This is a genomic window from Enterobacter cloacae complex sp. 277I4, assembly GCF_050031465.1.
Taxonomy (GTDB): Bacteria; Pseudomonadota; Gammaproteobacteria; order Enterobacterales; family Enterobacteriaceae; genus Enterobacter; species Enterobacter cloacae.
The window spans coordinates 1-26,602 of sequence record NZ_JBLGWC010000002.1 but is presented as its reverse complement, the minus strand read 5'-3'; the positions used below and the strand labels follow the sequence as shown (position 1 = coordinate 26,602).

Annotated in this window: 28 protein-coding genes and 3 pseudogenes; 18 read left to right on the top strand and 13 right to left on the bottom strand. The window is 51.3% G+C overall.

What is annotated here, in order from left to right:
- The first annotated feature begins 54 nt into the window (after positions 1-54).
- From ACQG19_RS25070 to msrA, 10 genes and pseudogenes are all read left to right on the top strand, one after another.
- Positions 55-759 (top strand): IS6-like element IS26 family transposase, encoded by a 705-nt coding sequence (locus ACQG19_RS25070; RefSeq protein ID WP_001067855.1) that lies wholly within the window; start codon positions 55-57, stop codon positions 757-759.
- A 54-nt stretch (positions 760-813) separates the two neighbouring features.
- A pseudogene (locus ACQG19_RS25065) lies at positions 814-2,397 on the top strand (Tn3 family transposase); the annotation flags it as partial.
- Between the two features lie 78 nt (positions 2,398-2,475).
- A complete protein-coding gene (locus ACQG19_RS25060; RefSeq protein ID WP_000427623.1) occupies positions 2,476-3,480 on the top strand; it encodes an IS110-like element IS4321 family transposase in 1,005 nt (334 codons plus the stop codon).
- A gap of 373 nt (positions 3,481-3,853) precedes the next feature.
- Positions 3,854-4,120 carry a YdgH/BhsA/McbA-like domain containing protein gene (locus ACQG19_RS25055; RefSeq protein ID WP_001567383.1) on the top strand — a complete coding sequence of 89 codons (267 nt, stop codon included), beginning with the start codon at positions 3,854-3,856 and terminating at the stop codon, positions 4,118-4,120.
- Between the two features lie 96 nt (positions 4,121-4,216).
- Positions 4,217-4,774 (top strand): TetR/AcrR family transcriptional regulator, encoded by a 558-nt coding sequence (locus ACQG19_RS25050; RefSeq protein WP_001567382.1) that lies wholly within the window; start codon positions 4,217-4,219, stop codon positions 4,772-4,774.
- Between the two features lie 212 nt (positions 4,775-4,986).
- Entirely contained in the window at positions 4,987-5,247 is a 261-nt protein-coding gene (locus ACQG19_RS25045) for a DUF1471 domain-containing protein (protein ID WP_001567381.1), read from the top strand.
- Between the two features lie 30 nt (positions 5,248-5,277).
- Positions 5,278-5,784 carry a DUF417 family protein gene (locus ACQG19_RS25040; RefSeq protein ID WP_001567380.1) on the top strand — a complete coding sequence of 169 codons (507 nt, stop codon included), beginning with the start codon at positions 5,278-5,280 and terminating at the stop codon, positions 5,782-5,784.
- 73 nt (positions 5,785-5,857) lie between these two features.
- Positions 5,858-5,995 (top strand): hypothetical protein, encoded by a 138-nt coding sequence (locus tag ACQG19_RS25035; protein WP_021243014.1) that lies wholly within the window; start codon positions 5,858-5,860, stop codon positions 5,993-5,995.
- Positions 5,996-6,018: 23 nt separating this feature from the next.
- Positions 6,019-6,480, top strand: a complete 462-nt coding sequence (gene msrB, locus ACQG19_RS25030; protein ID WP_001567378.1) for a peptide-methionine (R)-S-oxide reductase MsrB — start codon at positions 6,019-6,021, stop codon at positions 6,478-6,480.
- Complete coding sequence (msrA, locus tag ACQG19_RS25025; RefSeq protein ID WP_001567377.1) at positions 6,470-6,964, top strand: peptide-methionine (S)-S-oxide reductase MsrA; 495 nt, start codon at positions 6,470-6,472, stop codon at positions 6,962-6,964. The genes msrB and msrA overlap by 11 nt, the downstream gene beginning before the upstream one ends.
- Positions 6,965-7,684: 720 nt before the next feature.
- Here the strand turns inward: msrA and ACQG19_RS25020 are convergent.
- The 5 genes and pseudogenes from ACQG19_RS25020 to ACQG19_RS25000 all read right to left on the bottom strand — a co-directional run bounded on the left by ACQG19_RS25020 (position 7,685) and on the right by ACQG19_RS25000 (position 13,013).
- Complete coding sequence (locus ACQG19_RS25020; protein WP_000427614.1) at positions 7,685-8,689, bottom strand: IS110-like element IS5075 family transposase; 1,005 nt, start codon at positions 8,687-8,689, stop codon at positions 7,685-7,687.
- A 78-nt stretch (positions 8,690-8,767) separates the two neighbouring features.
- Positions 8,768-10,540: pseudogene (locus ACQG19_RS25015) on the bottom strand (Tn3 family transposase); the annotation flags it as partial.
- A gap of 276 nt (positions 10,541-10,816) precedes the next feature.
- Positions 10,817-11,821 (bottom strand): IS110-like element IS4321 family transposase, encoded by a 1,005-nt coding sequence (locus ACQG19_RS25010; RefSeq protein ID WP_000427623.1) that lies wholly within the window; start codon positions 11,819-11,821, stop codon positions 10,817-10,819.
- Positions 11,822-11,920: 99 nt separating this feature from the next.
- Positions 11,921-12,234, bottom strand: a pseudogene (locus tag ACQG19_RS25005) (Tn3 family transposase); the annotation flags it as partial.
- Positions 12,235-12,260: 26 nt separating this feature from the next.
- On the bottom strand, positions 12,261-13,013 hold the full coding sequence (locus tag ACQG19_RS25000) for an alpha/beta hydrolase family protein (RefSeq protein ID WP_004729622.1): 753 nt from the start codon (positions 13,011-13,013) through the stop codon (positions 12,261-12,263).
- A gap of 240 nt (positions 13,014-13,253) precedes the next feature.
- On the opposite strand from ACQG19_RS25000, the gene ACQG19_RS24995 reads away from it, so the two are divergent.
- A complete protein-coding gene (locus ACQG19_RS24995; protein ID WP_001567390.1) occupies positions 13,254-14,123 on the top strand; it encodes a DMT family transporter in 870 nt (289 codons plus the stop codon).
- Positions 14,124-14,583: 460 nt separating this feature from the next.
- On the opposite strand, the gene ACQG19_RS24990 is transcribed toward ACQG19_RS24995, so the two are convergent.
- Positions 14,584-15,204, bottom strand: coding sequence for a TetR/AcrR family transcriptional regulator (locus ACQG19_RS24990; RefSeq protein WP_001567388.1), 621 nt, complete (start codon positions 15,202-15,204; stop codon positions 14,584-14,586).
- Between the two features lie 140 nt (positions 15,205-15,344).
- Here ACQG19_RS24990 and ACQG19_RS24985 point away from each other — a divergent pair, with 140 nt between their 5' ends.
- From ACQG19_RS24985 to ACQG19_RS24960, 6 genes are all read left to right on the top strand, one after another.
- The gene (locus tag ACQG19_RS24985) at positions 15,345-15,611 is read left to right on the top strand and encodes a DUF1471 domain-containing protein (protein ID WP_001567387.1); all 267 of its coding nucleotides are present in this window, start codon (positions 15,345-15,347) and stop codon (positions 15,609-15,611) included.
- A gap of 92 nt (positions 15,612-15,703) precedes the next feature.
- Positions 15,704-16,180, top strand: a complete 477-nt coding sequence (locus tag ACQG19_RS24980; protein WP_001567386.1) for a DM13 domain-containing protein — start codon at positions 15,704-15,706, stop codon at positions 16,178-16,180.
- A 338-nt stretch (positions 16,181-16,518) separates the two neighbouring features.
- The gene (locus tag ACQG19_RS24975; RefSeq protein ID WP_021242984.1) at positions 16,519-17,079 is read left to right on the top strand and encodes a recombinase family protein; all 561 of its coding nucleotides are present in this window, start codon (positions 16,519-16,521) and stop codon (positions 17,077-17,079) included.
- On the top strand, positions 17,063-18,724 hold the full coding sequence (locus ACQG19_RS24970; RefSeq protein ID WP_033488203.1) for an IS481 family transposase: 1,662 nt from the start codon (positions 17,063-17,065) through the stop codon (positions 18,722-18,724). The genes ACQG19_RS24975 and ACQG19_RS24970 overlap by 17 nt, the downstream gene beginning before the upstream one ends.
- The gene (locus tag ACQG19_RS24965) at positions 18,657-19,682 is read left to right on the top strand and encodes an ExeA family protein (RefSeq protein ID WP_370375586.1); all 1,026 of its coding nucleotides are present in this window, start codon (positions 18,657-18,659) and stop codon (positions 19,680-19,682) included. The genes ACQG19_RS24970 and ACQG19_RS24965 overlap by 68 nt, the downstream gene beginning before the upstream one ends.
- A gap of 199 nt (positions 19,683-19,881) precedes the next feature.
- Positions 19,882-20,958 carry a MalY/PatB family protein gene (locus tag ACQG19_RS24960; protein WP_020277916.1) on the top strand — a complete coding sequence of 359 codons (1,077 nt, stop codon included), beginning with the start codon at positions 19,882-19,884 and terminating at the stop codon, positions 20,956-20,958.
- 185 nt (positions 20,959-21,143) lie between these two features.
- Here the strand turns inward: ACQG19_RS24960 and ACQG19_RS24955 are convergent, their stop codons facing one another.
- From ACQG19_RS24955 to ACQG19_RS24945, 3 genes are all read right to left on the bottom strand, one after another.
- Entirely contained in the window at positions 21,144-21,917 is a 774-nt protein-coding gene (locus tag ACQG19_RS24955) for an SDR family NAD(P)-dependent oxidoreductase (RefSeq protein WP_020277917.1), read from the bottom strand.
- Between the two features lie 65 nt (positions 21,918-21,982).
- The gene (locus ACQG19_RS24950) at positions 21,983-22,684 is read right to left on the bottom strand and encodes a DsbA family oxidoreductase (protein ID WP_020277918.1); all 702 of its coding nucleotides are present in this window, start codon (positions 22,682-22,684) and stop codon (positions 21,983-21,985) included.
- Between the two features lie 65 nt (positions 22,685-22,749).
- Complete coding sequence (locus ACQG19_RS24945) at positions 22,750-23,856, bottom strand: alkene reductase (RefSeq protein WP_006687059.1); 1,107 nt, start codon at positions 23,854-23,856, stop codon at positions 22,750-22,752.
- Positions 23,857-24,069: 213 nt separating this feature from the next.
- Between ACQG19_RS24945 and ACQG19_RS24940 the strand changes: the two genes are divergently transcribed.
- Complete coding sequence (locus tag ACQG19_RS24940; RefSeq protein ID WP_002431133.1) at positions 24,070-24,399, top strand: thioredoxin family protein; 330 nt, start codon at positions 24,070-24,072, stop codon at positions 24,397-24,399.
- A 29-nt stretch (positions 24,400-24,428) separates the two neighbouring features.
- Here ACQG19_RS24940 and ACQG19_RS24935 read toward each other — a convergent pair whose 3' ends face one another.
- The 4 genes from ACQG19_RS24935 to ACQG19_RS24920 all read right to left on the bottom strand — a co-directional run.
- Positions 24,429-24,767: a carboxymuconolactone decarboxylase family protein gene (locus ACQG19_RS24935; protein ID WP_020277919.1), complete on the bottom strand. Its 339-nt coding sequence runs from the start codon at positions 24,765-24,767 to the stop codon at positions 24,429-24,431.
- A gap of 4 nt (positions 24,768-24,771) precedes the next feature.
- Positions 24,772-25,353 carry a TetR/AcrR family transcriptional regulator gene (locus tag ACQG19_RS24930; protein ID WP_020277920.1) on the bottom strand — a complete coding sequence of 194 codons (582 nt, stop codon included), beginning with the start codon at positions 25,351-25,353 and terminating at the stop codon, positions 24,772-24,774.
- Between the two features lie 141 nt (positions 25,354-25,494).
- Positions 25,495-26,052 (bottom strand): OsmC family protein, encoded by a 558-nt coding sequence (locus tag ACQG19_RS24925; protein WP_000108589.1) that lies wholly within the window; start codon positions 26,050-26,052, stop codon positions 25,495-25,497.
- Between the two features lie 184 nt (positions 26,053-26,236).
- Positions 26,237-26,602, bottom strand: a 366-nt coding sequence (locus ACQG19_RS24920; protein WP_166697282.1) for a recombinase family protein, incomplete at its 5' end; no start/stop codon positions are given.

Below are 26,602 nucleotides of genomic sequence, written 5' to 3'. Positions count from 1 at the left end.
GCAAATAGTCGGTGGTGATAAACTTATCATCCCCTTTTGCTGATGGAGCTGCACATGAACCCATTCAAAGGCCGGCATTTTCAGCGTGACATCATTCTGTGGGCCGTACGCTGGTACTGCAAATACGGCATCAGTTACCGTGAGCTGCAGGAGATGCTGGCTGAACGCGGAGTGAATGTCGATCACTCCACGATTTACCGCTGGGTTCAGCGTTATGCGCCTGAAATGGAAAAACGGCTGCGCTGGTACTGGCGTAACCCTTCCGATCTTTGCCCGTGGCACATGGATGAAACCTACGTGAAGGTCAATGGCCGCTGGGCGTATCTGTACCGGGCCGTCGACAGCCGGGGCCGCACTGTCGATTTTTATCTCTCCTCCCGTCGTAACAGCAAAGCTGCATACCGGTTTCTGGGTAAAATCCTCAACAACGTGAAGAAGTGGCAGATCCCGCGATTCATCAACACGGATAAAGCGCCCGCCTATGGTCGCGCGCTTGCTCTGCTCAAACGCGAAGGCCGGTGCCCGTCTGACGTTGAACACCGACAGATTAAGTACCGGAACAACGTGATTGAATGCGATCATGGCAAACTGAAACGGATAATCGGCGCCACGCTGGGATTTAAATCCATGAAGACGGCTTACGCCACCATCAAAGGTATTGAGGTGATGCGTGCACTACGCAAAGGCCAGGCCTCAGCATTTTATTATGGTGATCCCCTGGGCGAAATGCGCCTGGTAAGCAGAGTTTTTGAAATGTAAGGCCTTTGAATAAGACAAAAGGCTGCCTCATCGCTAACTTTGCAACAGTGCCCATTACGTTCCGGTGATATCTGGGTAAAAGGATCGCGCCGCTACAAAAATTTTGATGATTATCTCATCCCGACTGCTGAGTTTGAGAAATCCCGACATAATGACCAGTTACAGTTGGCCGTTCAGACCGATAGCCAGGCATACCTTCAGGCCCGTATGACTCTTCTTGCATCTCGGCTGGAAGAAGTTAACGCGATGGCGCTTGCCGGTGATTTGCCCGATGTAGATATCTCAGATAAAGGCGTAAAAATCACTCCACTGGAGAACAGCGTTCCTTCAGGTGTTTCGCCCTTTGCAGATTTGGTCTATGGCATGCTTCCCCATCCGAAAATTACGGAGATACTGGAAGAAGTTGATAGCTGGACGGGATTTACGCGTCACTTCGCGCACCTCAAAAATAATAACGTCAGACCAAAAGACGGAAGACTGTTGCTGACCACCATTCTGGCTGACGGCATCAACCTTGGGCTGACAAAAATGGCGGAATCCTGCCCTGGGGCCACAAGATCGTCACTCGAAGGTATTCAGGCATGGTACATCAGGGATGAAACTTATTCAGCGGCACTGGCCGAGCTGGTCAACGCACAGAAAGAGCGGCCTCTGGCCGCATTCTGGGGCGACGGGACAACATCGTCGTCAGACGGGCAGAACTTTCGGGTAGGCAGTCACGGACGTTATGCCGGTCAGGTCAATCTTAAATATGGTCAGGAGCCGGGCGTGCAGATTTATACGCATATCTCAGACCAATACAGCCCGTTCTACGCCAAAGTGATCAGCCGGGTGCGCGACTCAACCCACGTGCTTGATGGCCTGCTGTACCATGAAAGCGATCTGGAAATTACCGAGCATTACACCGATACCGCAGGCTTCACTGAACATGTTTTCGCCCTGATGCACCTGCTGGGATTCGCTTTTGCGCCAAGGATCCGTGATCTTCATGACAAGCGGCTGTTTATTCATGGAAAGGCCGAGCGCTATCCGGGGCTTCAGTCTGTCATATCAACAACCTGCCTAAATATCAAAGACATTGAGTCGCACTGGGATGAGGTATTGCGCCTGGCAACCTCGATTAAGCAGGGGACAGTCACCGCATCACTGATGATGAAAAAGTTAGCCAGTTACCCAAAACAGAATGGACTTGCCAAAGCGCTGAGAGAGATTGGCCGCATCGAACGGACACTATTTATGCTGGACTGGTTCCGTGATCCCGGTCTGCGCCGACGCGTGCAGGCGGGGCTGAATAAGGGTGAGGCCCGTAATGCCCTTGCGCGAGCGGTCTTTTTGCACCGTCTGGGTGAAATAAGGGATCGTGGGCTGGAGAATCAGAGTTATCGCGCCAGCGGGCTGACATTACTGACAGCAGCGATCACGTTGTGGAACACGGTATATATAGAAAGAGCTATTGAGTCACTAAAACGAAAGGGTATCCCGATAAATGAGCAACTGGTCTCTCATCTTTCTCCCCTGGGCTGGGAACATATCAATCTGAGTGGAGATTACGTCTGGCGTAATAATCTTAAGCTGGGATCCGGAAAATACCGCTCATTACGTACAGTCGATACCGCTTTGTACAAAAAACAGTCTTAGCGTGGGATAATTAATGAGATGGTCACTCCCTCCTTCCCGGTACTATGCTGAGGACAGGCTTTCATTCGGAGAACTATCATGGAAAACATTGCGCTCATTGGTATCGATCTGGGTAAAAACTCTTTCCATATTCATTGCCAGGATCGTCGCGGGAAGGCTGTTTACCGTAAAAAATTTACCCGGCCAAAGTTGATCGAATTTTTGGCGACATGCCCCGCTACAACCATCGCAATGGAAGCCTGTGGCGGTTCTCACTTTATGGCACGCAAGTTGGAAGAGTTGGGGCATTCCCCAAAGCTGATATCACCACAATTTGTCCGCCCGTTCGTTAAAAGCAATAAAAACGACTTTGTCGACGCCGAAGCTATTTGTGAAGCTGCATCGCGTCCGTCTATGCGTTTTGTGCAGCCCAGAACGGAATCTCAGCAGGCAATGCGGGCTCTGCATCGTGTCCGTGAATCCCTGGTTCAGGATAAGGTAAAAACAACCAATCAAATGCATGCTTTTCTGCTGGAATTTGGCATTAGCGTTCCCCGAGGAGCTGCCGTTATTAGCCGACTGAGTACCATTCTTGAGGATAATAGTTTGCCTCTTTACCTCAGCCAGTTATTGCTGAAATTACAACAGCATTATCACTATCTTGTTGAGCAGATTAAAGATTTGGAATCCCAGTTGAAACGAAAGTTGGACGAAGATGAGGTTGGACAGCGCTTGCTGAGCATTCCCTGCGTCGGAACACTGACAGCGAGTACTATTTCAACTGAGATTGGCGACGGGAAGCAGTACGCCAGCAGCCGTGACTTTGCGGCGGCAACAGGGCTTGTACCTCGGCAGTACAGCACGGGAGGTAGGACGACATTGCTGGGAATTAGTAAGCGAGGTAATAAAAAGATCCGAACTTTGTTGGTTCAATGTGCCAGGGTATTCATACAAAAACTGGAACACCAGTCTGGCAAATTGGCCGATTGGGTCAGGGATTTACTGTGCCGGAAAAGCAACTTTGTCGTCACTTGTGCTCTGGCAAACAAGCTGGCCAGAATAGCCTGGGCCCTAACGGCACGACAGCAAACTTATGTAGCATAACGGCAGAAATACACCGGTTTAAAGAATTACTGATCTGGTTTTGCGAATACTGATATTGATGATACTAACGGCCCACCGGCCTGTTGAGGAACCTGTAAAACGGAAAGGCTCATTGAAGCCGTATATTTTCTGGAGGTTCATCAGGCGCGGAACTCATCAAGGCGCGGGAATAAAATCCCATTCAGACGCCGGATAGATTCAAGCAAGCCAACTTGTCGTCAAAATCGGTGTTGCAAAAACGGGAGTGACCATAGATTCGTTTTCCAAGCGGACCCCAATTAACACTTGCCAACCTATCTACTGGTTGGTATATTTGATTTTAACAACACGACACACAAACAAAAACACACAACAGAACATCAGGAGCGTCATCATGAAAAACATCATCAAAACCACCCTTGCCATCATCGCCCTGTCCGCCAGCGCACTGAGCTATGCCGCCAGCCCGCAAATGGTTTCCCGCAGCGAAGCAGCATCGCTGCAAAAAATTGGGGTGGTCTCTTCCGGTGGCTTCACCACCCTGGATGACCTGGTGGCCTCACTGGATATGAAAGCCGCTGATGCCGGGGCCACACACTACCGCATCACCAGTGCCACCGGTATGAATAAACTTTCCGGTACCGCTGTCCTGTATCGTTGAATACCCGTTACCCTCGCAACTGCGCCCGGAACCCTTCTGGTTTCCGGGCGCAGTTGTGTCTGAATAACAGGCACCCGCAGGTGCCAGGAGAACATTATGTCCACCCATGACAGTCTGATTGAACTGACTGATACCCTTATCCAGCAGAACGGCTACCAGGGCTTCAGCTATGCTGATCTCGCTGACGGTCTGGGAATACGGAAGGCCAGTATCCATTACCATTTTCAGACCAAAACCGACCTCGGGCTTGCCTATTGTGAATACAAGGAGGCCAGCCTGCTGAAACTGGAAGCTGCCCTGTTACAGCTGCCACCGGGTAAAGCCCGTCTGCAGGGTTATATGGACGCATTTCTCAAATGCGCCGACAGCGGCCAGATGTGTGGCATTCACGCCATGCTGTCCGACAGCGCCCTGTTTGAAGAACCTCTTCAGAAAGCCACCTCACGACTGGCACAAACCGACCTGCGCATCCTGACCAGTGTGCTGGTTTCGGGTCGTGAAAGCGGTGAACTGGCTTTTACTGCTGAGCCGGCTGACGTGGCCATTATCATCGGCAGCGCCATTAAAGGGGCCCTGATGCTCAATCGGATCCCTCCTCATGATGCCTGTTCCCGCACCATGAGCGCGCTTATTCAGCTACTCTCCCGCCCGTAAAGCCACGCCTGTGGCTGCCCCGGTTTAACCGGGGCAGCCAGCACTCAAAAAAATCACCGCTGACAACGCCTGTATTCCGGGGGCCTCAGAAGACATTAAGACTTTCCTTGCGTTTAATTTCCAGTTACCCCTTGCCAATCTATCTACTGGTAGGTAGAATAAATATTAACAACACGACAACACAATAAAACAGACATGCAGGGGGCATCATCATGAAAGCACTTATCAACGACGTTATCGCTGTCTTCACCCGTAAAGCCCATGGACCGGTCATCATCAAATCCGATCTTACTGAGGAAGAAAAAGCAGCTCTGGTACCGGTCCGTACACTCTCTGTTGGCTGGGTGTCTTCCGTGGATGAGCTGGAGCGGGAGGTTATCCGCGAAGCCCTTGAACATGGCGCTGCCGCTTATCTGATTTCTGAGCTTGAGCAGGCCCGTTTCGTTCATGCCCGCGCCACGCTGTTTGCATAAACACAAAACGAAAATAAAAGGACACACACCATGAAAAATAACGTCGAGACACAACTGCGCCGGTTACTTCGTAAAACGTCAGGCCTGGACATTATGGTTCTGCGGCTGTCAGTGATTTTCATCTTCGCCCTGTTTGGCACCTACAAATGGTTTGCCTTCGAGGCCAATGCCCTTCACCACCTGCTGCCAGGCACCTGGCTCGGTGCGCTGTATCCGGCTCTCGGCGTTCAGGGGCTCAGCTACGCACTCGGCGTGGTGGAAAATATCACCCTTCTGGCCCTGATTGCCGGATTTTTCCGGCCGGCAGTGGGTGCAGCAGGCGCCCTGATGGTGGCAGGCACCGGCATCGTCACCCTGAGCCTTCTGCCGCAGCTGGGTCGCATTGACAGCTTCATTATCAAGGATGTTCTTCTGATTGGGGCTGGACTGGTGCTGTTGCGTCATGACCTGCGACGGACACTGATTAACCGGAGGGCGAAGCAACTCAGCGCCGTGCACAAACCCCGCTCGTCTGACGCATTGTCAGCCATGGGGTGACCCTGAATTACGCAGCAGCCTGATATTTCTGGCCAGCAAATATGACACCACTCCCGGGTTCATGGTGAGAGGCATGGAAGCCGCCTTTCGGGCGGGGATCACTCCCCGCTACTTTTTAGAGCGCTACCTGGAAAATAAGTCGCTCCCCGCCAACCCGGACTTTGAAAAACACTATCTGGATCTTATTCATGAGCAGGACCCGTCCCGGTGAGTGAGATTTGTCAGGAGAGCGATATGAACAAACCGTATAAAAAAGACCCACAGACCATTCAGGCACTGACGGAACTGCAGTTCAGCGTCACCCAGAAAAGCGCCACTGAGCGCCCGTTTACCGGAGAATATGACGACCACTTTGAGGACGGACTGTACGTGGATATCGTCTCCGGTGAGCCACTGTTCTCGTCGAAGGACAAATTTGATTCGGGCTGTGGCTGGCCGGCATTCAGCAAACCAGTGGAAAACAACGTCCGCAACCTGAGCGACCTCAGTCACGGCATGGTGCGTACTGAAGTGCGTTCCCATCACGGTGACAGCCATCTGGGACACGTCTTCCCTGACGGGCCACAGGATACCGGTGGATTACGTTACTGCATTAACTCGGCTTCACTGCGTTTTATCCCGAAAGGCGCTCTGGAAACAGAAGGATACGGTGAATTTCTTCCCCTGTTTGAGAAAGGAGATAAGCATGAAAACTGATGTGGCAATCCTTGCCGGTGGTTGTTTCTGGGGTGTCCAGGAGCTGATCCGCAAACTCAATGGCGTGGTCAGCACCGAAGTGGGCTATACCGGCGGACGTAATGATAACCCGACATACCAGCACCACCCAGGACATGCGGAGGCGGTGAAGGTGGTGTATTCCCCGGATAAACTGAGCTACCGAAAACTACTGGAATATTTCTTTAGTATTCACAACCCTACAACAATACTTCGTCAGGGTAATGACGTCGGCTCAAGCTACCGCTCAGCCATCTTTTTCACCACAGAGGAGCAAAAGCAGCAGGCAAACCAGCTTATCCGTGAAATAGATGATTCAGGAGTCTGGCCCGGAGTCGTGGTGACAGAAGTAGAGCAGGCCGGTGAGTTCTGGTCTGCAGAGCCAGAGCATCAGGATTACCTGCAGCATAATCCCAACGGCTATACCTGCCATTTTGAACGACCTGACTGGACGCTTCCGGGATAAGTCACCGTCGCAGACTCGCAGCATTCAGCCCCGCCCATGTGCGGGGCTTTTTTGTTCATATGCAGAAACGAGAATGGGATCACAAACAAATTTCTTTAGTCCATTTCTTGCATACAAAACAATCAACATCCTGATTTTAAGGGGCATATTAGAAAAAAGATGAGGATGATTAGGGTCAAAGGGACAAAGGGACAATGTTTAGAATTATGCTGACCGTTATCGCAGGATCGTTATTTTACGGACTCTCGGCCAGTCTGTGTTTTGCCGGGCTTTTTCGCATACACGCCCCCAGTGCCTGCACAGCCTTCTGTCTGACTTATAACCCAACAGCCGGCTATGTCATGCTGGTTACCGGTATGACACTGTTTATCGTATTTTTGCTCAGCCTTTTCCGGACAACAAAAGCCCCTATTTAACATAAAGGCTTCATTGTACGCACCGCTAGGGGTCGTCTCAGAAAACGAATCTATGGTCACTCCCGTTTTTGCAACACCGATTTTGACGACAAGTTGGCTTGCTTGAATCTATCCGGCGTCTGAATGGGATTTTATTCCCGCGCCTCGATGAGTTCCGCGCCTGATGAACCTCCAGAAAATATACGGCTTCAATGAGCCTTTCCGTTTTACAGGTTCCTCAACAGGCCGGTGGGCCGTTAGTATCATCAATATCAGTATTCGCAAAACCAGATGAATGATTGTTTAAACTGGTGTATTTCTGCCTTTATGCTTCGTAAGTTTGCTGTCGCGCCGTCAGTGCCCAGGCTATTCTGGCCAGCTTGTTTGCCAGAGCACAGGTGACGACAAAGTTGCTTTTCCGACACAACAACTCCCTGACCCAGTCGGCCAACTTGCCAGACTGGTGTTCCAGTTTTTGTATGAATACCCTGGCACACTGAACCAACAAAGTTCGGATCTTTTTGTTGCCCCGCTTGCTAATCCCTAACAATGTCGTCCGACCTCCCGTGCTGTACTGTCGGGGTACCAGCCCTGTTGCCGCCGCAAAGTCACGGCTGCTGGCGTACTGCTTCCCGTCGCCAATCTCAGTTGAAATAGTACTGGCAGTCAGCGTTCCAACGCAGGGAATACTCAGCAAGCGCTGTCCAACCTCATCTTCGTCCAACTTTCGTTTCAACTGAGATTCCAGATCTTTAATCTGCTCAACAAGATAGTGATAATGCTGTTGTAATTTCAGCAGTAACTGGCTGAGATAAAGAGGCAAACTACTGTCCTCAAGAAGGGTACTCAGTCGACTAATAACGGCAGCACCTCGCGGAACGCTGATACCAAATTCCAGCAGAAAAGCATGCATCTGATTAGTTGTTTTCACCTTATCCTGAACCAGGGATTCACGGACACGATGCAGAGCTCGCATTGCCTGCTGAGATTCGGTTCTGGGCTGCACGAAACGCATAGATGGACGTGATGCTGCTTCACAGATAGCTTCAGCATCAACGAAGTCATTTTTGTTGCTTTTAACGAATGGGCGGACAAATTGCGGTGATATCAGCTTTGGAAAATGCCCTAACTCTGCCAGCTTGCGTGCCATAAAGTGAGAACCGCCACAGGCTTCCATCGCGATGGTTGTTGCCGGGCATGTCGCCAGAAATTCGATTAGCTTTGGTCGGGTGAATTTTTTACGGTAAACGGCCTTCCCACGATGATCCTGACAATGAATATGGAAAGAGTTCTTACCCAGATCGATACCAATAAGCGCAATGTTTTCCATGATGGTTCTCCGAATGAAAGCCTGTCCTCAGCATAGTACTGGGAAGGAGGGAGTGACCATCTCATTAAATAAAGCACGTTAAGCCGGTGGCAGTGGTCGCAACGGTCTGAACTTGCCTGCGCCGACCTTGGTGCTGCTGCGCCAGAGGTAATCGCCGGTCAGATTGATGTGTTCCCACCCCAGCGGTGACAGGTATTGAAACAGCGTCTCGTCTACCGGTTTGCCGTGCCCGTTCAAAGCATTGGTTGCCCGTTCCAGATAGGCCGTGTTCCAAAGCACGATGGCCGCCGTTACCAGATTGAGGCCGCTGGCCCGGTAGCGTTGTTGCTCAAAACTGCGGTCGCGGATTTCGCCCAGTCGGTTGAAGAACACCGCCCTGGCCAGCGCGTTGCGCGCCTCGCCTTTGTTGAGTCCGGCCTGCACGCGGCGGCGCAGCTCCACGCTTTGCAGCCAATCCAGTATGAACAGCGTGCGCTCAATGCGCCCCAGCTCGCGCAGTGCAACGGCCAGTCCGTTCTGACGCGGATAGCTGCCGAGCTTGCGCAACATCAGCGAGGCCGTCACCGTACCCTGTTTGATCGAAGTGGCGAACCGCAAGATTTCATCCCAATGGGCGCGTATCTGCTTGATGTTCAGCCGGTCGCTGCTAATCATCGGCTTGAGCGCGTCATAGGCGGCATCGCCCTTTGGGATGAATAGCTTGGTGTCGCCCAGGTCTCGGATACGTGGCGCGAATCGGAAGCCCAGTAGGTGCATCAGGCCGAAGACATGATCAGTAAAGCCCGCTGTGTCGGTGTAGTGCTCCTCGATCCGCAAGTCCGACTCGTGGTACAGCAGGCCATCGAGCACATAGGTTGAATCACGCACGCCGACGTTGACTACCTTGGTGCTGAAGGGCGCGTACTGGTCGGAGATATGGGTATAAAACGTCCGGCCTGGACTGCTTCCATACTTCGGGTTGATATGCCCGGTGCTCTCCGCTTTGCTGCCGGTTCTGAAATTTTGGCCATCCGACGATGACGTGGTGCCATCGCCCCAGTTTCCGGCAAAGGATTGCCGGAACTGCGCGTTGACCAGTTCGGCCAGCGCCGTTGAGTACGTTTCATCCCGGATGTGCCAGGCTTGCAGCCACGACAGCTTGGCGTAAGTCGTGCCTGGGCAGGATTCGGCCATCTTGGTTAGCCCGAGATTGATGCCATCAGCCAGGATCGTCGTCAGCAGCAAGGTTTTGTCCTTGGCCGTGTCGCCGGTCTTCAGATGCGTGAAATGCCGGGTGAAGCCTGTCCACTCATCAACTTCCATCAGCAGTTCGGTAATCTTGACGTGTGGCAGCAGCATCGCCGACTGGTCGATTAGGGCTTGTGCGGTCTCCGGCACCGCCGCGTCCAGCGGCGTGATCTTCAGGCCGGACTCGGTAATGATGGCATCCGGCAGATCATTGGCCGCCGCCATGCGGTTGACGGTGGCAAGCTGCTGTTCCAGCAATGCCAGTCGGTCGTGCAAATACTGATCGCAATCGGTGGCCACTGCCAGCGACAATTCGTTGGCCAGCTTCAGAGTAGCGAACTTCTCGGCCGGCACCAGGTACTCATCAAAGTCCTTGAACTGGCGCGAACCCTGCACCCAGACATCGCCTGATCGCAGCGCGTTCTTTAGCTCTGACAGGGCGCACAGCTCGTAGTAGCGCCGGTCAATGCCATCGTCCGTGAGCACCAGTTTCGCCCAGCGTGGCTTGATGAATGCGGTCGGCGCGTCGGCGGGCACCTTGCGGGCGTTGTCGCTGTTCATGCCGCGAAGCACCTCGATGGCATCGAGTACGCCCTTGGCGGCTGGTGCCGCCCGTAACTTAAGGGGTCCGCTTGGAAAACGGAATCTATGGTCACTCCCGTTTTTGCAACACCGATTTTGACGACAAGTTGGCTTGCTTGAATCTATCCGGCGTCTGAATGGGATTTTATTCCCGCGCCTTGATGAGTTCCGCGCCTGATGAACCTCCAGAAAATATACGGCTTCAATGAGCCTTTCCGTTTTACAGGTTCCTCAACAGGCCGGTGGGCCGTTAGTATCATCAATATCAGTATTCGCAAAACCAGATCAGTAATTCTTTAAACCGGTGTATTTCTGCCGTTATGCTACATAAGTTTGCTGTCGTGCCGTTAGGGCCCAGGCTATTCTGGCCAGCTTGTTTGCCAGAGCACAAGTGACGACAAAGTTGCTTTTCCGGCACAGTAAATCCCTGACCCAATCGGCCAATTTGCCAGACTGGTGTTCCAGTTTTTGTATGAATACCCTGGCACATTGAACCAACAAAGTTCGGATCTTTTTATTACCTCGCTTACTAATTCCCAGCAATGTCGTCCTACCTCCCGTGCTGTACTGCCGAGGTACAAGCCCTGTTGCCGCCGCAAAGTCACGGCTGCTGGCGTACTGCTTCCCGTCGCCAATCTCAGTTGAAATAGTACTCGCTGTCAGTGTTCCGACGCAGGGAATGCTCAGCAAGCGCTGTCCAACCTCATCTTCGTCCAACTTTCGTTTCAACTGGGATTCCAAATCTTTAATCTGCTCAACAAGATAGTGATAATGCTGTTGTAATTTCAGCAATAACTGGCTGAGGTAAAGAGGCAAACTATTATCCTCAAGAATGGTACTCAGTCGGCTAATAACGGCAGCTCCTCGGGGAACGCTAATGCCAAATTCCAGCAGAAAAGCATGCATTTGATTGGTTGTTTTTACCTTATCCTGAACCAGGGATTCACGGACACGATGCAGAGCCCGCATTGCCTGCTGAGATTCCGTTCTGGGCTGCACAAAACGCATAGACGGACGCGATGCAGCTTCACAAATAGCTTCGGCGTCGACAAAGTCGTTTTTATTGCTTTTAACGAACGGGCGGACAAATTGTGGTGATATCAGCTTTGGGGAATGCCCCAACTCTTCCAACTTGCGTGCCATAAAGTGAGAACCGCCACAGGCTTCCATTGCGATGGTTGTAGCGGGGCATGTCGCCAAAAATTCGATCAACTTTGGCCGGGTAAATTTTTTACGGTAAACAGCCTTCCCGCGACGATCCTGGCAATGAATATGGAAAGAGTTTTTACCCAGATCGATACCAATGAGCGCAATGTTTTCCATGATAGTTCTCCGAATGAAAGCCTGTCCTCAGCATAGTACCGGGAAGGAGGGAGTGACCATCTCATTAATTATCCCACGCTAAGACTATATTTTGTACAGCAGTGGAGAAGGATGAGAGACCAGCAGTTCATTAACAGGGACTCCTTTTTGCTTAAGCGGCTCAATGGTTCTTTCTATATAAACCGTATTCCAGAGTGTTATCGCCGCCGTATGTAGTGTCAGCGCCGGTGGCGTGGTAACGCTGATCCTCCCACCCCCAGATCCCTGATTTCATTCAGCCGGTGCATGAAGGATGCTCGCCCAAGGGCCTCACCCTTATTCAGCCCCGCCTGTATGCATCGGCCTAAGCCTTTATCGCAAAATCAGTCCAGCATAAACAGCGTCCGATCTCTGCAGAAAATCGCCCTCTGCGCTACGAGTTTGAACGCATTTACTCTGTTTATAGGTAACATTCGCTCCACGATATAATGATATCGGCAACGTATTCAGCATCCTGAGCATGAGTCAGAAGGTGATCCGCCTTACCCAACGAAATGAAACTCTTGGGATGCTTTGCTGCTTTGAATATTTTTTCGGCCTGCTCAATTAACACAGTATCATCTTCAGTCGCATGAAAAATAAGCAGAGGCTTGTTCATGGCGAACACCTTATGAGCGATTTTGTGTTCCTGAATATTGTCCAGCATCTGTTTCTTTAAGGTAAATACCCGCCCGGCCAGCTCAACGGGATAGGCTCCATGCTGGTTAATGTTTTCAACATCATCCTTAAAAAGACGTTTTACGTGTGTCAGTTCTCCGGGTGATCCTATGGTGACAACGGCCTTTGCCTCAGGAACTTCGCCGGCAATAGACAGAATGGCCGATCCCCCCAGGCTATGGCCGATGAGCAAAGAAGGCGCTTCGTACTGTCGGCGGAGATAATCTACCGCGCAAAGCAGGTCCGAAATATTGGATGAGAAGTTGGTGTTGGAAAAATCCCCTTCGCTGTTTCCCAGACCAGTAAAATCAAACCGGAGAACGGCGATAGCATTCTCTGTCAGTTTCCGCGCAATACGCGCCGCGCCTTTGAGGTCTTTGCCACACGTAAAACAATGAGCTAACAGCGCAAACGCTTTAGGATTTTCAGGAAGTTCAAGCAATCCGGCCAGTTCTTCACCAGCCGCATTTTTGAACGTAAATTTTAGTTTTTTCATAGGATATTCCAGGTCTTAAACTGATTTCATATGTTTGATCGCAGGGAAAAATAATCTTCTGCTCTGCATCTGGCATTACGCGTTTTCCTTCCTCTACTGGGGATGTGAAACAGAATTCATTCCGAATGCCTGTCCTCACCTTCCAGTTTGAAAGCTGATTATTGCTTCCTGTTCGGTGATCACTTACGCTATGCTACCAACTAGATGGTAGTTTACAAGAATTTTATGAGGTCTCACTGAATGGCCAATTGCGCGCTCATTCTTAAAATATCCCTGGCAATGCTGGCGTTTGCTGCAAACTCTATTCTGTGCCGTCTGGCCCTGCAGGGAGGCCACATTGATCCCCTTTCATTCAGCAGCCTCAGGCTGGCCAGTGGTGCACTCGTCCTGTCACCTTTCTTGTTTTATCACGCAAAAACTACATTATCGCTGTGGCGTCCGCTGAGCGGATTTTACCTCATGGTGTACGCAGTGCTCTTCTCTGTCGCCTATATCCATCTCGATACCGGGGCAGGTGCGCTGTTACTTTTTGGTGCCGTACAGTTTGCGATGGTGATCCACGGATTATTTAAAGGGGAATCACTCTCCGTTATGCGGGCTTGCGGTTTAGTTATTGCTCTGGCAGGAATTGCTGCCCTGCTGTTACCCGGGGCGAAGGCACCGCCGCTTTACAGTGCACTTATGATGATCGTTGCCGGATTAGCCTGGGCCGCCTATTCCGTCAGGGGGAGGGCGGGCCAGGCGGCCGGGGCTTCAACGGCGGCAAATTTTGTACTCGCCACGCCGATGGCTCTCGCTCTTTCGTTGCTGTTTATGAAGCAGGGTCACTATGATGCTGCGGGCATTGCTTTGTCATTGCTGTCCGGTGCCGCCGCCTCAGCCGGTGCATATGTATTGTGGTATACCCTTTTACCCTCTCTCGGCTCTATCACCGCCAGTACCCTTCAGCTCAGCGTTCCCTGTCTGGCAATGCTAGGGGGTGTGGTATTCCTGGATGAATCACTGACGGTCAGAACGATATTTTCTGCCCTGGCGGTGCTGACTGGCATTGTGATGGTGACACGCGAGAAATCCCCCCGTCAGTCGATGACAAAGGCGAGAGAACCTTAATAACGCAATTAATTCATGCAGTTGTGATGATTCTCTTATGTTAATCACACGAGCCAGTTTTCCCGCTCCGGCATCAGACTGACAGTAATACTGAGGTCGACGTTTCTGACTACACCTAAGGCAGGTTTATGAAATGAAATATGATTTTGATGAGTACGTAAGCAGAGAGAAAACAGACAGTCTCACCGTGGACGGCTGGCGGGAATACCTGTTTTCGGGACAGTCCGAATTTGCAATGCGGTATCCGGCAGAAGGGCTAATTGTAACGGCTCGCAATCGAAATCCTTCGGGCTCGCAATCAGCGCAATTTTCGGCTCAGATTAAGTGACAATGAAAATCCTCACAGGCTCACATTAAGTGATAATGAGCTCGCGTTTATCTTTTCCGGCTCGCCATTCATTGCCTCGGGCTCACAATAAATGCAAATGAAAATTCTCCCATTGCGTCACCAGTAGATAATTTATTGCTTCTTATGCTGGCGAAACAGGGCTGTCAAGACCCTTTCAATCATCTCTTTCACCACCTCAGATTTCGGACGCTCCAGCGCCGTCAACGCCAACCCTTTTTCCAGTGTGATAATAAAACAGGCAAACGCTTCAGGAGCAAGGTAAGCAGGCAGCTCTCCACATTGCTGCGCCTCTCGCGCTTCGTTTTCCAGCCACTGGGTAAATGCCTGCCTTTCATCGCGTAATTGTGCGGCAAGGCCTCCTTCATCAATCTGGAAAGCCAGTGCGGAAAAGGTCATGGCGCACCCCAACGGTTTACCGTCACAACTGAACAACGTAAAGGCGTCATGAAGAAAATGACGCATCCGTTGTTCGAAAGTTTGTGTTTGATCCTGCAGACACTGTTCCAGCCCCCCCAACCAGTGCTGGCGGTAATACATAAGCGCCGCCGCATACATCCCCTCTTTGTTACCGAAGGCCAGATACAGCGATGGAGGTTTCATTCCGGTTACATGGGTCAGGTCTGCTATCGAGGTTGAGGCATATCCCTTTTGCGCAAAAACCTGAAATAACGCCTCCGCCAGCTTATCTGATGAGATGAGTTTTGGCCTGCCAGTTTTTTTCTTTTCAATCATGGAGATAGCCTTATCTTTTAACTTAATCATTATGTTCATAGTATCATGTTTTATAGTTATCGCTAAAAAACAATTGCATCACTGAAATATTTACCTTATATTTTTTATTGATCACTACAAAATACGAACGGGATAGGCGTATGAGAAAGTTCATTATTGCTGCAATATTGAGTCTGAGCATCCTGCCCGTGCTGACACAGGCATCAACCGAAATCAACAATTCTCACCAGTGCGAATTGCTTCGCCTTGGGAGCATCAGTGTTTCAGGTGGCACGATTGATGAGTTGACTAGCAAGCTTGCAGCAAAAGCAGAAAAATCAGGCGCCGATTATTTCCGCATCACTTATTTAAATACCAATGCCCATGGATATGCCACTGCAACGCTATACGACAATGCAGGCGCTTAGCTGCAACATAAATTTGACAAGTTAATCTGTTACATAAGGGATGTGTGGCTACAGAACCCTTATGGCTTTTTACATACGCAAAGGAAAATATTATGAAAACAAACATTAAAGCGCTGTTTTTTGCTTCGCACCTGGCTTTATTTGGCGTGGGTTTCGGTGTCGGTATCTATGTACTGCCTATCCTCACCGCTGAGAAAAACTCCAGTGCTGATGAAATTAAGGAAGTTAAAAATAATGCCCGCTACACGGGGGCATTTTTTAAAAACCAAAAAGGGAGTAATGCTGTTCACTGGGTTGATGGAAAGCTGTATGTCTCCGATCAAGAAATCGCATTTGAAGGTAGCATTGCTCCAGGTCCGGATTACAAGATCTATCTGACCAAAACCCAGGCTGATGATCGTAATTCATTTTTAAAAATAAAAGAAGAATCATTATATATAGGTGATTTGAAAAACTACGGCAACTTCAAAAAGAACCTGCCAAATGGTGTCAATATTGATGAATACACCACTGTGCAAATCTGGTGCGAAAAATTCGAGCAATTTATTGGTTCAGCCCAATACAGGTAGTGGGGTAAAACACGGGTTACTGGAGTTATTTTCGCAAACAGATCATGACGCTCTCTGTGTGACTGGCGCAATGATCACCGGATACGCTCGCAATTAAGGCTATCGGACCTTAAGACTCTGTCAAAATAGATAAACTGGAATATCCATTTACCCATATGGGGTCGTCTGGCGTACTGCAATTCAGTCAGCAAATCTCATGGAGTAAAATCGTATTTTATGGGTGCACCCAAAGCATACAGTTTGGTGAGACAGTTTTTCTGTCTCATTTGGATTGTTTTTGTCTCATCTGCATGTTACGTTTTCCTCATCTAGAGTCTAACGAGACATTTTTCATAACAATGGCTTTTTACGGTTATGCCCGGGTTTCAACCAACGACCAGGATCTGGATTTGCAAATACAGACGCTTCGCGCCGCTGGCTGCGAAATCATCCGTTCAGAAAAAGCGAGCGGGACCAGCCGCGATGGACGAACTGAGCTGCAACTGTTGCTGGATTTTCTGCGTAAGGGAGACACGCTGATTGTCACGCGAGTCGATCGCCTGGCCCGTAGCATTAAAGATTTGCAGGATATCGTGTATGCCCTGAATCAGCAGGGCATTACCCTCAAGGCAACAGAACAACCTGTGGATACGCGCACCGCAGCAGGTAAGGCGTTTCTGGATATGCTGGGTGTCTTCGCTGAGTTTGAAACCAACCTGCGCCGTGAACGCCAGTTGGAAGGTATCGCTGCCGCAAAAGCCCGCGGGGTTTATCAGGGGCGCAAACCGCGCATCGATCCTGTTGAGGTCCGTCGGTTGTACGTTGAAGAGAAAATGGGCGCAACGGCGATTTCTCGCCAACTGGGGATCGGTCGAGCCTCGGTCTATCGTGTGCTGGACCGCGATGAGCAGCCGGCGTAAGGCCATTCCAACCGATTCTTTGTTGCAACTGCGACAACGGCTTGACCGTCTGCCACCAAAAAGTCCGGAACGCGCGGCCCAGATCACCGCGATGGCGCTACTCTATTGCATTTCCGTCACCACCGTCTATCGTACACTCCGTGCCTTCCAGAAACCTCACATTGCACACCGGCGTGATCACGGGAAACCCCGGATACTGCCGCCGTCCGAACTCGAATATTATTGTGAACTGATCGCTGCATTGAAATTACGTACCACCAATAAAGCCGGTCGTCATCTGTCCACGACGCGTGCCATTCAGTTGCTCGAAGAACATGGTGTGGAAACGACTCAGGGGCTGGTTAAACTTCCAAAGGGGTTGTTGCGCAGGCCAACGGTTAACCGCTATTTGTCCCTGTTCCGACTCGATCACTCACGTCTGTTACGGGAGCCACCGGCAGCGCGGTTCCAGGCTGAGTGCAGTAATGACTGCTGGCAGTTCGATATGTCGCCCTCTGATCTCAAATATATCGAATGTCCTGAGTGGATTGATCCGGCCCGTGGACAACCTACCCTGATGTTATTCAGCGTGGTGGACGATCGCAGCGGGGTTAATTACCAGGAATACCGCTGTGTGTATGGCGAAGATGCGGAGTCTGCCTTGCGTTTTCTGTTTAATGCCATGGCGCCTAAAAGTCATCCGGAGATGTCTCTCCAGGGGCGACCGAAAATGCTGTACCTCGATAATGGCCCGGTGGCGAAAAGCCATGTCTTCCAGAATGTGATGCAGGCGCTGCAGATTGACTGGCAGACACATATGCCGGCAGGCAAGGATGGCACCCGCACCACAGCCCGGTCAAAAGGCAAGGTTGAGCGCCCGTTCCGTTCCGTCAAAGAAGCCCACGAAACGCTGTATCATTTTCATAAGCCGGAGACTGAACAGCAGGCGAATGAATGGCTCTGGAACTACCTGATACGCTATAACGCACAACGACATCGCAGCGAAAAGCATTCCCGTGAGGAAGATTGGCTGATGCATTTGCCACCAAAGGGAGTGCAGGACATGTGCACCTGGGAACAGTACTGTCGCTTTGCCCGGGAGCCGGAGTCTCGCAAGGTGGGTATCGATGCCCGCATAACGATTGACGGGACAGCTTACGAAGTCGAACCCGACATGGCGGGTGAAACTGTTATCCTGCTGTGGGGCCTCTTTGATGACGAAATGTTCGTGGAGTTTGACGGTGAAAAGTGGGGGCCTTATTTTCCTGTTTCCGGCCCGATACCTCTGCACCGCTATCGGGCATTCAAACGCGGAAAAGCAGCGGTGCGGGCAGACCGTATCCAGTCATTGGCTCGGCAACTGAACTTACCTATCAGCGCCCTGTCCGGTTGTGACCTCAAACTGGTGGCCGATAGCGTTCAGAGCACGCGGGTGTTGCCACATCAACCCTTCGAGTCCACAGCGTTTGAATACTGTTTTCCTACCCCGGTGGCAGCGAAGCTGGCTATTGCGGCTGATCTGGCCACACCGCTGGCGAAATTATCGGATGAAGACAAGGCGTTTATCGACCAAGTACTGACAGACACGCTGATCCGCAGTGAGGTATTTGCCCGGGTCAGGGAGTATTTCCGCAACACCCAATCAGGAGAGGATCATGCGGGTTGAGGTAATGGAACATTATGGACTGGCGCAACCAATCGATCAGGCCGGTTACTATGAGACGGCTCACCATAAGCAGCTTATCAAGGATATCCGCGGTGCTATCCACGAAGGCCGGTTAATTGCCGTTTGTGGTGTGGTTGGCAGCGGCAAGACAGTCACTCTGCGGCGTTTGCAGCAGCGTCTCAGGGAGGAAAATAAAATTACCGTAGCTCGCTCCCTGTCGATTGAAAAGCACAATATTAAACTGGCCACGCTCATCAACGCGCTCTTTTACGATTTGACGCAGGATAAACAGGTTCAGATCCCCAAACAGGGCGAACGACGCGAGCGTGAGTTACAGGAACTGGTCAAAAAAGGAAAGCGGCCAGTGGCATTGTTTGTTGATGAAGCGCATGACCTGAACGGGCATACACTGATCGGACTCAAAAGGCTGATGGAAGTTGTGGAGGACGGTGGCGGCCGGCTGTCGGTTGTTCTGGCCGGTCACCCCAAACTGCGCAATGACCTGCGACGCCCGACTATGGAGGAGATCGGTTATCGCACGGATATCTTTACGCTGGATGGGATCACCGGTAGCCAACGGGAATATATTCAGTGGCTACTGAAAACCAGTATGGGGAAAGGCAAGCCGGAAGACATTCTGACCGCCGACGCCCTCGACCTGCTGGCGATGAAACTACGTACCCCACTTCAGGTTCAACTACATCTGACGCTGGCCCTGGAGGCCGGTTATCAGACGGGAGAAAAGCCGATAACCGCCGCCCTGGTTGAATCGGTACTTTCCCGCCAGCTTGACGATTTGGAGCCGACATTAACGCGTCATGGTTATCGACTGAAAGACATGGTGGAGCAGTTTGATGCCAAACCGGCAGAAATCAGGGCCATGTTCAACCATCAGCTCGACCCTGCTCGAACAGCAGAACTGCGGGACAGGATGCTGGCGGTGGGGCTCCCGATATGACGAATTTCATTTGCAGTTATTGTGAGCCGAAGGAAATGGAATGCGAGCCGAAAAAGATAAACGCGAGCTCATTGTCACTTAATGTGAGCCCGGGAGGATTTTCATTGTCACTTAATCTGAGCCGAAAATTGCGCTGATTGCGAGCCCGGGGGATTTCGATTGCGAGCCGTTACAGCTAATCAACCTCTGGGTTGCTGACATGGCTTTTGCCACACCAGAGCCGATTCTTCAGGCCATCAGAGACCGTCTGGATAGAAAAATACTCGGCTACACTAAAATCTACGACGAAGAATACTATGAGATCTTTGGCAGCTGGTGTGAGCGACAATATGGTCACCGTTTCAAAACGGAAGACATTGTGCTGTCTCCGGGCATTATTCCCGCGCTGAACCGTCTCGTCCCGCTTCTGACCGACATGGATGACAGTATTCTTATTATGACGCCTTCATATGGCCCGTTTAAAAAGGCGGGTGAATACAGTCAGCGTCGCGTGGTGTACTCGGCGTTAAAAAAATCAGCAGGCGGCTGGGAACCTGACTGGGAAGACTTTGCACGCAAAGCCAGTCAGGCCGATTTACGTGTGAAAATTCTTTTCCTGTGTAATCCGCATAACCCGACCGGACGAGTCTGGCGGCCTGATGAACTTAAGCGGATTATTGAAATTTGCCTGGCCAATGACATCTGGGTGATATCTGACGAAATTCACTGCGACCTGTCCCGAAGCGGTATCGGTCATACACCGGCCGCCTCTCTTTTCCCTGATTCTACACGCATTATTACCTGCATGTCCTCGAGTAAAACATTCAATCTGGCCGGGAATTTGTTGGCAAATATCATTATTCCGGATCCCGGTGTCAGAAGCGAGTGGCGTCTCAGACACGACGAGTTCATCTCTCCACTGAGCCTGGCAGCAAACAAAGCGGCGTGGAGTGAATGTGATGACTGGCTTGTCCATCTGAGGGAATATATTGACGGCAATTTCCAGTACCTGCACGACTATCTCAAAAGCTATTTACCCGAAACCAGGTTCTCGATCCCCGAAGGGACATATCTGGCCTGGATAGATATTAGCCGCTACCTGCCCGACACCGCAGGTGAGGATTTATCGCTGTATTTTGCCCGGGAGTCAGGGGTCCTTCTTGAAGGGGGCTTGCTGTTTGTCGACAATGGGGACGGATATATCCGGTTAAATCTGGCCTGCCCACGGAGTATGCTGACAGCAGGGATGAAAAGAATTTCACAGGTACTGCGGATACCGGCTCCTCATCGTGTATAACCCCTTTCTCTCTGGCCGTTTTGTCCTGTCAGGATGTCGTCAGAACCCGGCATAACACCCTGTGCCGGGAACACAAAAGGCACGGATGAACAGGTCGTGAATATTCTTAGTGAAGCCTGCTGATGACATGTCTGGCGACAAAAAAATGCCGCCCTTAAGGGGCGGCTTATGCCAGCGTCACGGGGTTATCGTCTGACCGCCATGATGCCCGCATCGACATCCCAGATAGCGCCCGTCACCCATGAGGTTTTGTCAGACAACAGGAAGAGAATAGTGTTTGCCACATCTTCGGCAGTTCCGACGCGTCCCAGCGGGTGGAAATCGTTCAGCGACTTCATAGCATCTGCGATATCCGCTTTGTCCATGAAGCCTTCGTATATCGGCGTATGAACAATCCCGGGAGACACCGCGTTGACACGAATACCCGCGCTGGCCAGCTCAATCGCCAGATTACGCGTCAGGGCATGCAGACCCGCTTTTGCCATTGAATAGGCCGAGGCCGGCGAGTCACCCAGTGCAGCCTGAGCACCAATCGAACCGACGTTGACGATAGACCCTTCGAGCTTCGCGGCGAGCATGTTCTTCACGACATCCTGTGTAATAAAGAACGTGGCTCGGTTCAGCGAAAGATACATGTCATAATCGGCAAAGCTGTGCTCGGTAAATCCTTTGGGCATGAAGATACCGGCGGCATTCACCATCAGGCTGATATCGTGATGGTGAGCATTAATTTCCTGACGGATAGTTTCCATACCTTCTTCGGTCATCAGGTTCGCCGCGATGACCGCAACCGGTCCCAGAGGGCTCAGTTCTTTTTGCACCGCTTCGGCTTTGTCTTTTTTATTCCCGGTCAGCACGACACTGCCGCCCGCTTCCAGTACCATGCGTGCCACGGCCAGGCCCATGCCGCTGGTACCGCCGACGACGAGCAGTTTTTTACCTTTGAAAAAAGTGTTCATTTTCTGACTCCATTACTGGTGGGTAAGACGTTGCCGGCAGCGTGAAACTGCCGGCGGTTGACGGATTAAATACTGCAGCCATCCGTTCCGCAGGTCTGACCCGCAGTGGCTGAAAATTCGGTTTGCTGTTCATCCCAGACCTGACGCAGGGCATTCAAAAAGTTATCTGCTGCCTGAGCCCCGCTGATGGCATATTTTTCGTTCATCACAAAAACCGGAACGCCGCTGAGGCCAATAGACTGTGCGTGGGCTTCATCGTCGGAAACGGTGGCGCGAAAATCGTCATTTTCCAGGGCGGCTTCAGCGTCAGCTTTCGGCATACCGGCTTCTACGGCCATGGCAACGAGCTGCTGACGGTCAAAGAGAGAGCGACCTTCGGTGATACTGCCATGATAAAAACGTTCTTCCACCGTGTCCGCAATTCCGGCCTTACGCGCGGCAACCAGCAGGGTGTGTGCATCTTCTGTATCACCAAACATCATGCCGTCGAAGTTGTAGATCAGACCTTCAGATTTACCGGCGGTGCCCACCTGATTCATCATCAGCTCCGCTGAATGCTGACTGCCCAGCTTTTTAACGATGGCATCCTTAAAAGGCATCGCGGGAGTACCACCGGCCAGACGGTAGCTGTGATGGCGGATCACCACCTGGTCGCGAAATTCAAAGCGATTCAGACCCTGTTCAAATCTTTTTTTAGCAATCCAGCACCACGGGCAGACCAAATCTGACCAGATATCGATGGTAAGGGTGGGTTTCAGCGTTTGCATAATGATTCCTCAAAGACGTTGGGCGGTCGGTTCTCACTTATCAGAGAACCGCGACCGTATGGGATTTATTGCGCCTGCCAGACCGGGTAATCGGTATAGCCTTTTTCCGGGGAACCACTGACGCCGTAGTAGGTGGCGCGGTCACTTTCTGCCAGTGGCCAGCCGTTTTGCATTCTTTCAACCAGATCCGGGTTAGCGATGTAGGGCACACCAAATGCCACCAGATCCAGCTCATCATCTTCCAGAGCCTGCTCTGCGATATCACGGGTAAAACCGCCGGCAGCGATGATGGTGCCTTTAAACGTGTTGCGAAAACGGCGGCGGAAGCCTTCCGGAAGTGGCGCTTTGGTGTACACCGGCTGATAGTAAAGGTGTACGTAGGCCAGTTCCCGCTGACCGAGCGCGTCGGTGATGGCTGACCAGGTTTGCTCTTCACCTTCATACGGCGCGAGGTCATAAATGCGGCCGAACGGTGACAGGCGCACGGCAACGTGGCTGTTACCCACGGCTTCCGCCACGGCGTCAATGGTCTCCAGCAGGAAACGCTGACGATTTTCCACCGAGCCGCCGTATTCGTCGGTGCGGGTGTTCAGTTCGCTACTGAGGAACTGGTCAAAGATGAATCCGTTTGCCGCCATGATTTCCACGCCGTCAAAGCCGGCTTCCATCGCCAGGCGTGCGGAGTGCACGAAGTCTGCAGTGATGCGTTTAACTTCATGCGTTTCCAGCGCGCGTGGCTGGCTTGGTACAACCGGGCCCGGTTCTCCGGATTCGGTCAGCGCAAAAACGGTGGTATTGACCGCCTGAACGGTGCCCGCTGAAACCGGCGCTATGTGGCCTGGCTGAAGAGAGACGTGAGACATACGGCCGACGTGCCAGAGCTGCGCGAAAATACGGCCACCTTTGGCGTGAACCGCTTGTGTCACTTTACGCCAGCCCTGGACGTGTTCGTCGTTGTAGATACCAGGGGTATAAAGGTAACCCCGGCCTTCTTCTGAAACCGGCATCCCTTCGGTGATGAGCAGGCCAGCAGAAGCACGCTGTGCATAGTACAAAGCCACGACCTCATCCGGCACGTCATTCATGGTGCGGGTGCGGGTCATCGGTGCCATGACTACACGGTTTTTTAACGCCAGGCCAGACAGATTGTAGGGGGTGAAAAGCTTACTCATCGTATACCTCACAAAAAACAAAAAGGAGTATCCCGGCAGGGATTTGCACAGCCCGGCAGTATCATCGACTGGACGTCGCGCACTGGAGTTGCATAAACATCTGATGGGTGGCAATATGCCAACCATCTAGTAGGTAGGTCAATGGGTGTGTCGTATTTTTTTGTCATAACGCAGCCATTCCTGAATTGTCACTCATTTTGCGAGGTCATCACCATGCGTACATTAACAGCTTATAACGAAGATAATTTCCGCCAGATAGAGCAGTACAAAGGAATATCGGTGGTACGTTTCTCTGCACCCTGGTGTCCGCCCTGTCAGGCCAGCGAAGAAATGTTCAGTCAGTTTGCAGACCGGCTCGATAGAGATATTCAGGTGGGGAAAGTCAATGTAGATCAGGCGCCGGTGCTGACAACCAAATACGAGATCTGGGGGCTGCCGTCTGTGCTGATATTTCATGAAGGGCAATTAGTTAAACGCATACCGGGTGTGAAACCTGCATCGGTATATGCTCAGGCTATTGCGGACATAAAAAAAGGGCAGTAATGCCCTTTTAACGTGGAATTTATTAATGCTTAACCGCGTGCCTGACCGACGGCATCCAGAGTGCGGGCTGAATGAATGACCGCCGCGCCAGCGTTGAGGTTAATCGCCACGCCCAGCGCTTCAGCAATTTCAGCGTCGGTTGCACCGGCTTTCACAGCGGCGTCGGCGTGAAAAGCAATACAGCCGTCGCAGCGGGTTGTGACTGCGCACGCCAGGGCAATGAGTTCACGCACTTTTGCGCCCAAAAGGTCAGTTTTGTTACCTGCGTTGCCCAGGGCAACCACGCCTTTCATGGTCTCGGGGGTCAGTTTGCCCAACTCGCCTAAACGTTGCATTAACTCTGAGCGATAGTTGTTCCAGTCCAGCATAGTGTCATTCTCCTGAATGAGGGGTATTAAGAAGCAGTTTTATATACTTAAGGCTGTTGGCGAAGACTTCGGGTCTGGCCGTTGCATGCGCCACTACGCTTGAGCCTTCACAGACATTAATGATCATCAAAGCAATATCTGATGGTTCGGCATGGGATGAAAACTCACCTGACTCCATGCCCGCCCTGACGACTTTTGTGAGCCACTCGATTTGCATATCGAAATAAAGTGATGTCTGTACAGTAATTGCCTGAGGCAGATTGGCGGTCTCTGCTGACAACGCACAACACAGTGGCAGTAGCGAAGCTTTATGGCTTTGCGCGAAGATATCGATGTAAGCCGCAATTCTTCTCTCCGCGCTTTTCTCAGTCGCCTCTATCTGCTCAAATACGCGTTGTGTATCAGAGAACGCCTGTATTACCACCTGCTCACCCAGAATATCTTTGGTCGGGAAATGGTGATGAATACTGGCCTTGGTGATACCCACTATTTTTGATAAATCAGCATAGCTGAATACTGAATACCCTTTTTCGCGCATCAGGTGTTCTGCTTCGCTGAGCAGCCGTTCCCGTGTCATGGTTGTCATAATTACTCCATATAATCTACTAGTTGATAGATTATATTGTTGCTATTTTTCCGTAGCAAGTTGTATCACTGACTCAGTATCGTGCAGAGCTGAACGTCACTGCCATCCTGCATTCTGAATGGCAGCATTACATCTCTGACATCACGCCAGGCGTGTAATCATTTCAACCGGATTAGCCAGAGTATCGTGGATTGGCGAATTCTTTTGCATTTCGCTGACCAGCGCTTCTAACTCCTCGCGACTGGCGGTCTTGCTCGTAAGGTGAACATCGACGCGAATAGATTTCGCACCTTTACGCACGTTGCTGTCCAGCCCAAGGAAGCCGTTGAGGTTGATATCGAAATTAAGATCCAGCTCGATACCGTCCAGGTCGATCCCTTTTTCAGCAGCCATCATGGTAAGGGTGGCGGTATAACAGCCAGCCAGCGCCTGCATGATGTATTCAGTCGGGCTCATGCCGGTATCGGTGCCGAGTAAACCTGCGGGTTCATCACCGATATTAGAAAATTTCCCCACACGGCTGGTATCGATAACGCCGTTCTGGATTGTGGCGCCGGTCTCTGTGCGAACGGTTAATCCGCCGCTGGAACGGGCTTTCATCTGGAAAGTCAGGTTACCCAGGCCAGGCTGGCTGCGAACTGCTTCACGGGTATTGTGGATCGCAGCTGCGTCTGCAGAAGGTTTAACGGTAGTAGACATAATGGCTCCTGTAATTTCTTGATAAAAGGTATAGCTGGTGTAACCAGCACCAATCATCTAGTTGGTAGATTAGTGTCGCGAACCTCTTTTGTCTACTCTTTTATAAAAAATAGGGGGAAAAGAACCCAGCAGGCTGTTTTATTTCATAATAACCATTTGATTTTTTTATAATCTTCCCAGCCGCTCACTCTTGCAGCAATCCAGCCTTTACCCGAAGGATAGTCTGGCGGGTGGTATTAAATTCCCGGGCAATAGCACTGATACTGATGCCAGCATTTAGGCGCTCTGTCACTGTTTGCTTTTGTTCCTCGCTCAGGATGGGGGGGCGACCGAAGCGTTTTCCAGCCGCTTTTGCCCTCGCAATACCTGAATACGTTCGCTCAAGCAGCAAATCCCGCTCAAACTCCGCTACAGCAGAAATTACCTGCATAGTCATTTTTCCGGCCGGACTGGTCAAGTCAACGCCTCCGAGTGCGAGACAATGAACGCGAATATCTAAAGCCGCCAGTTGCTCTACTGTTTTTCGGATATCCATCGCATTACGACCCAG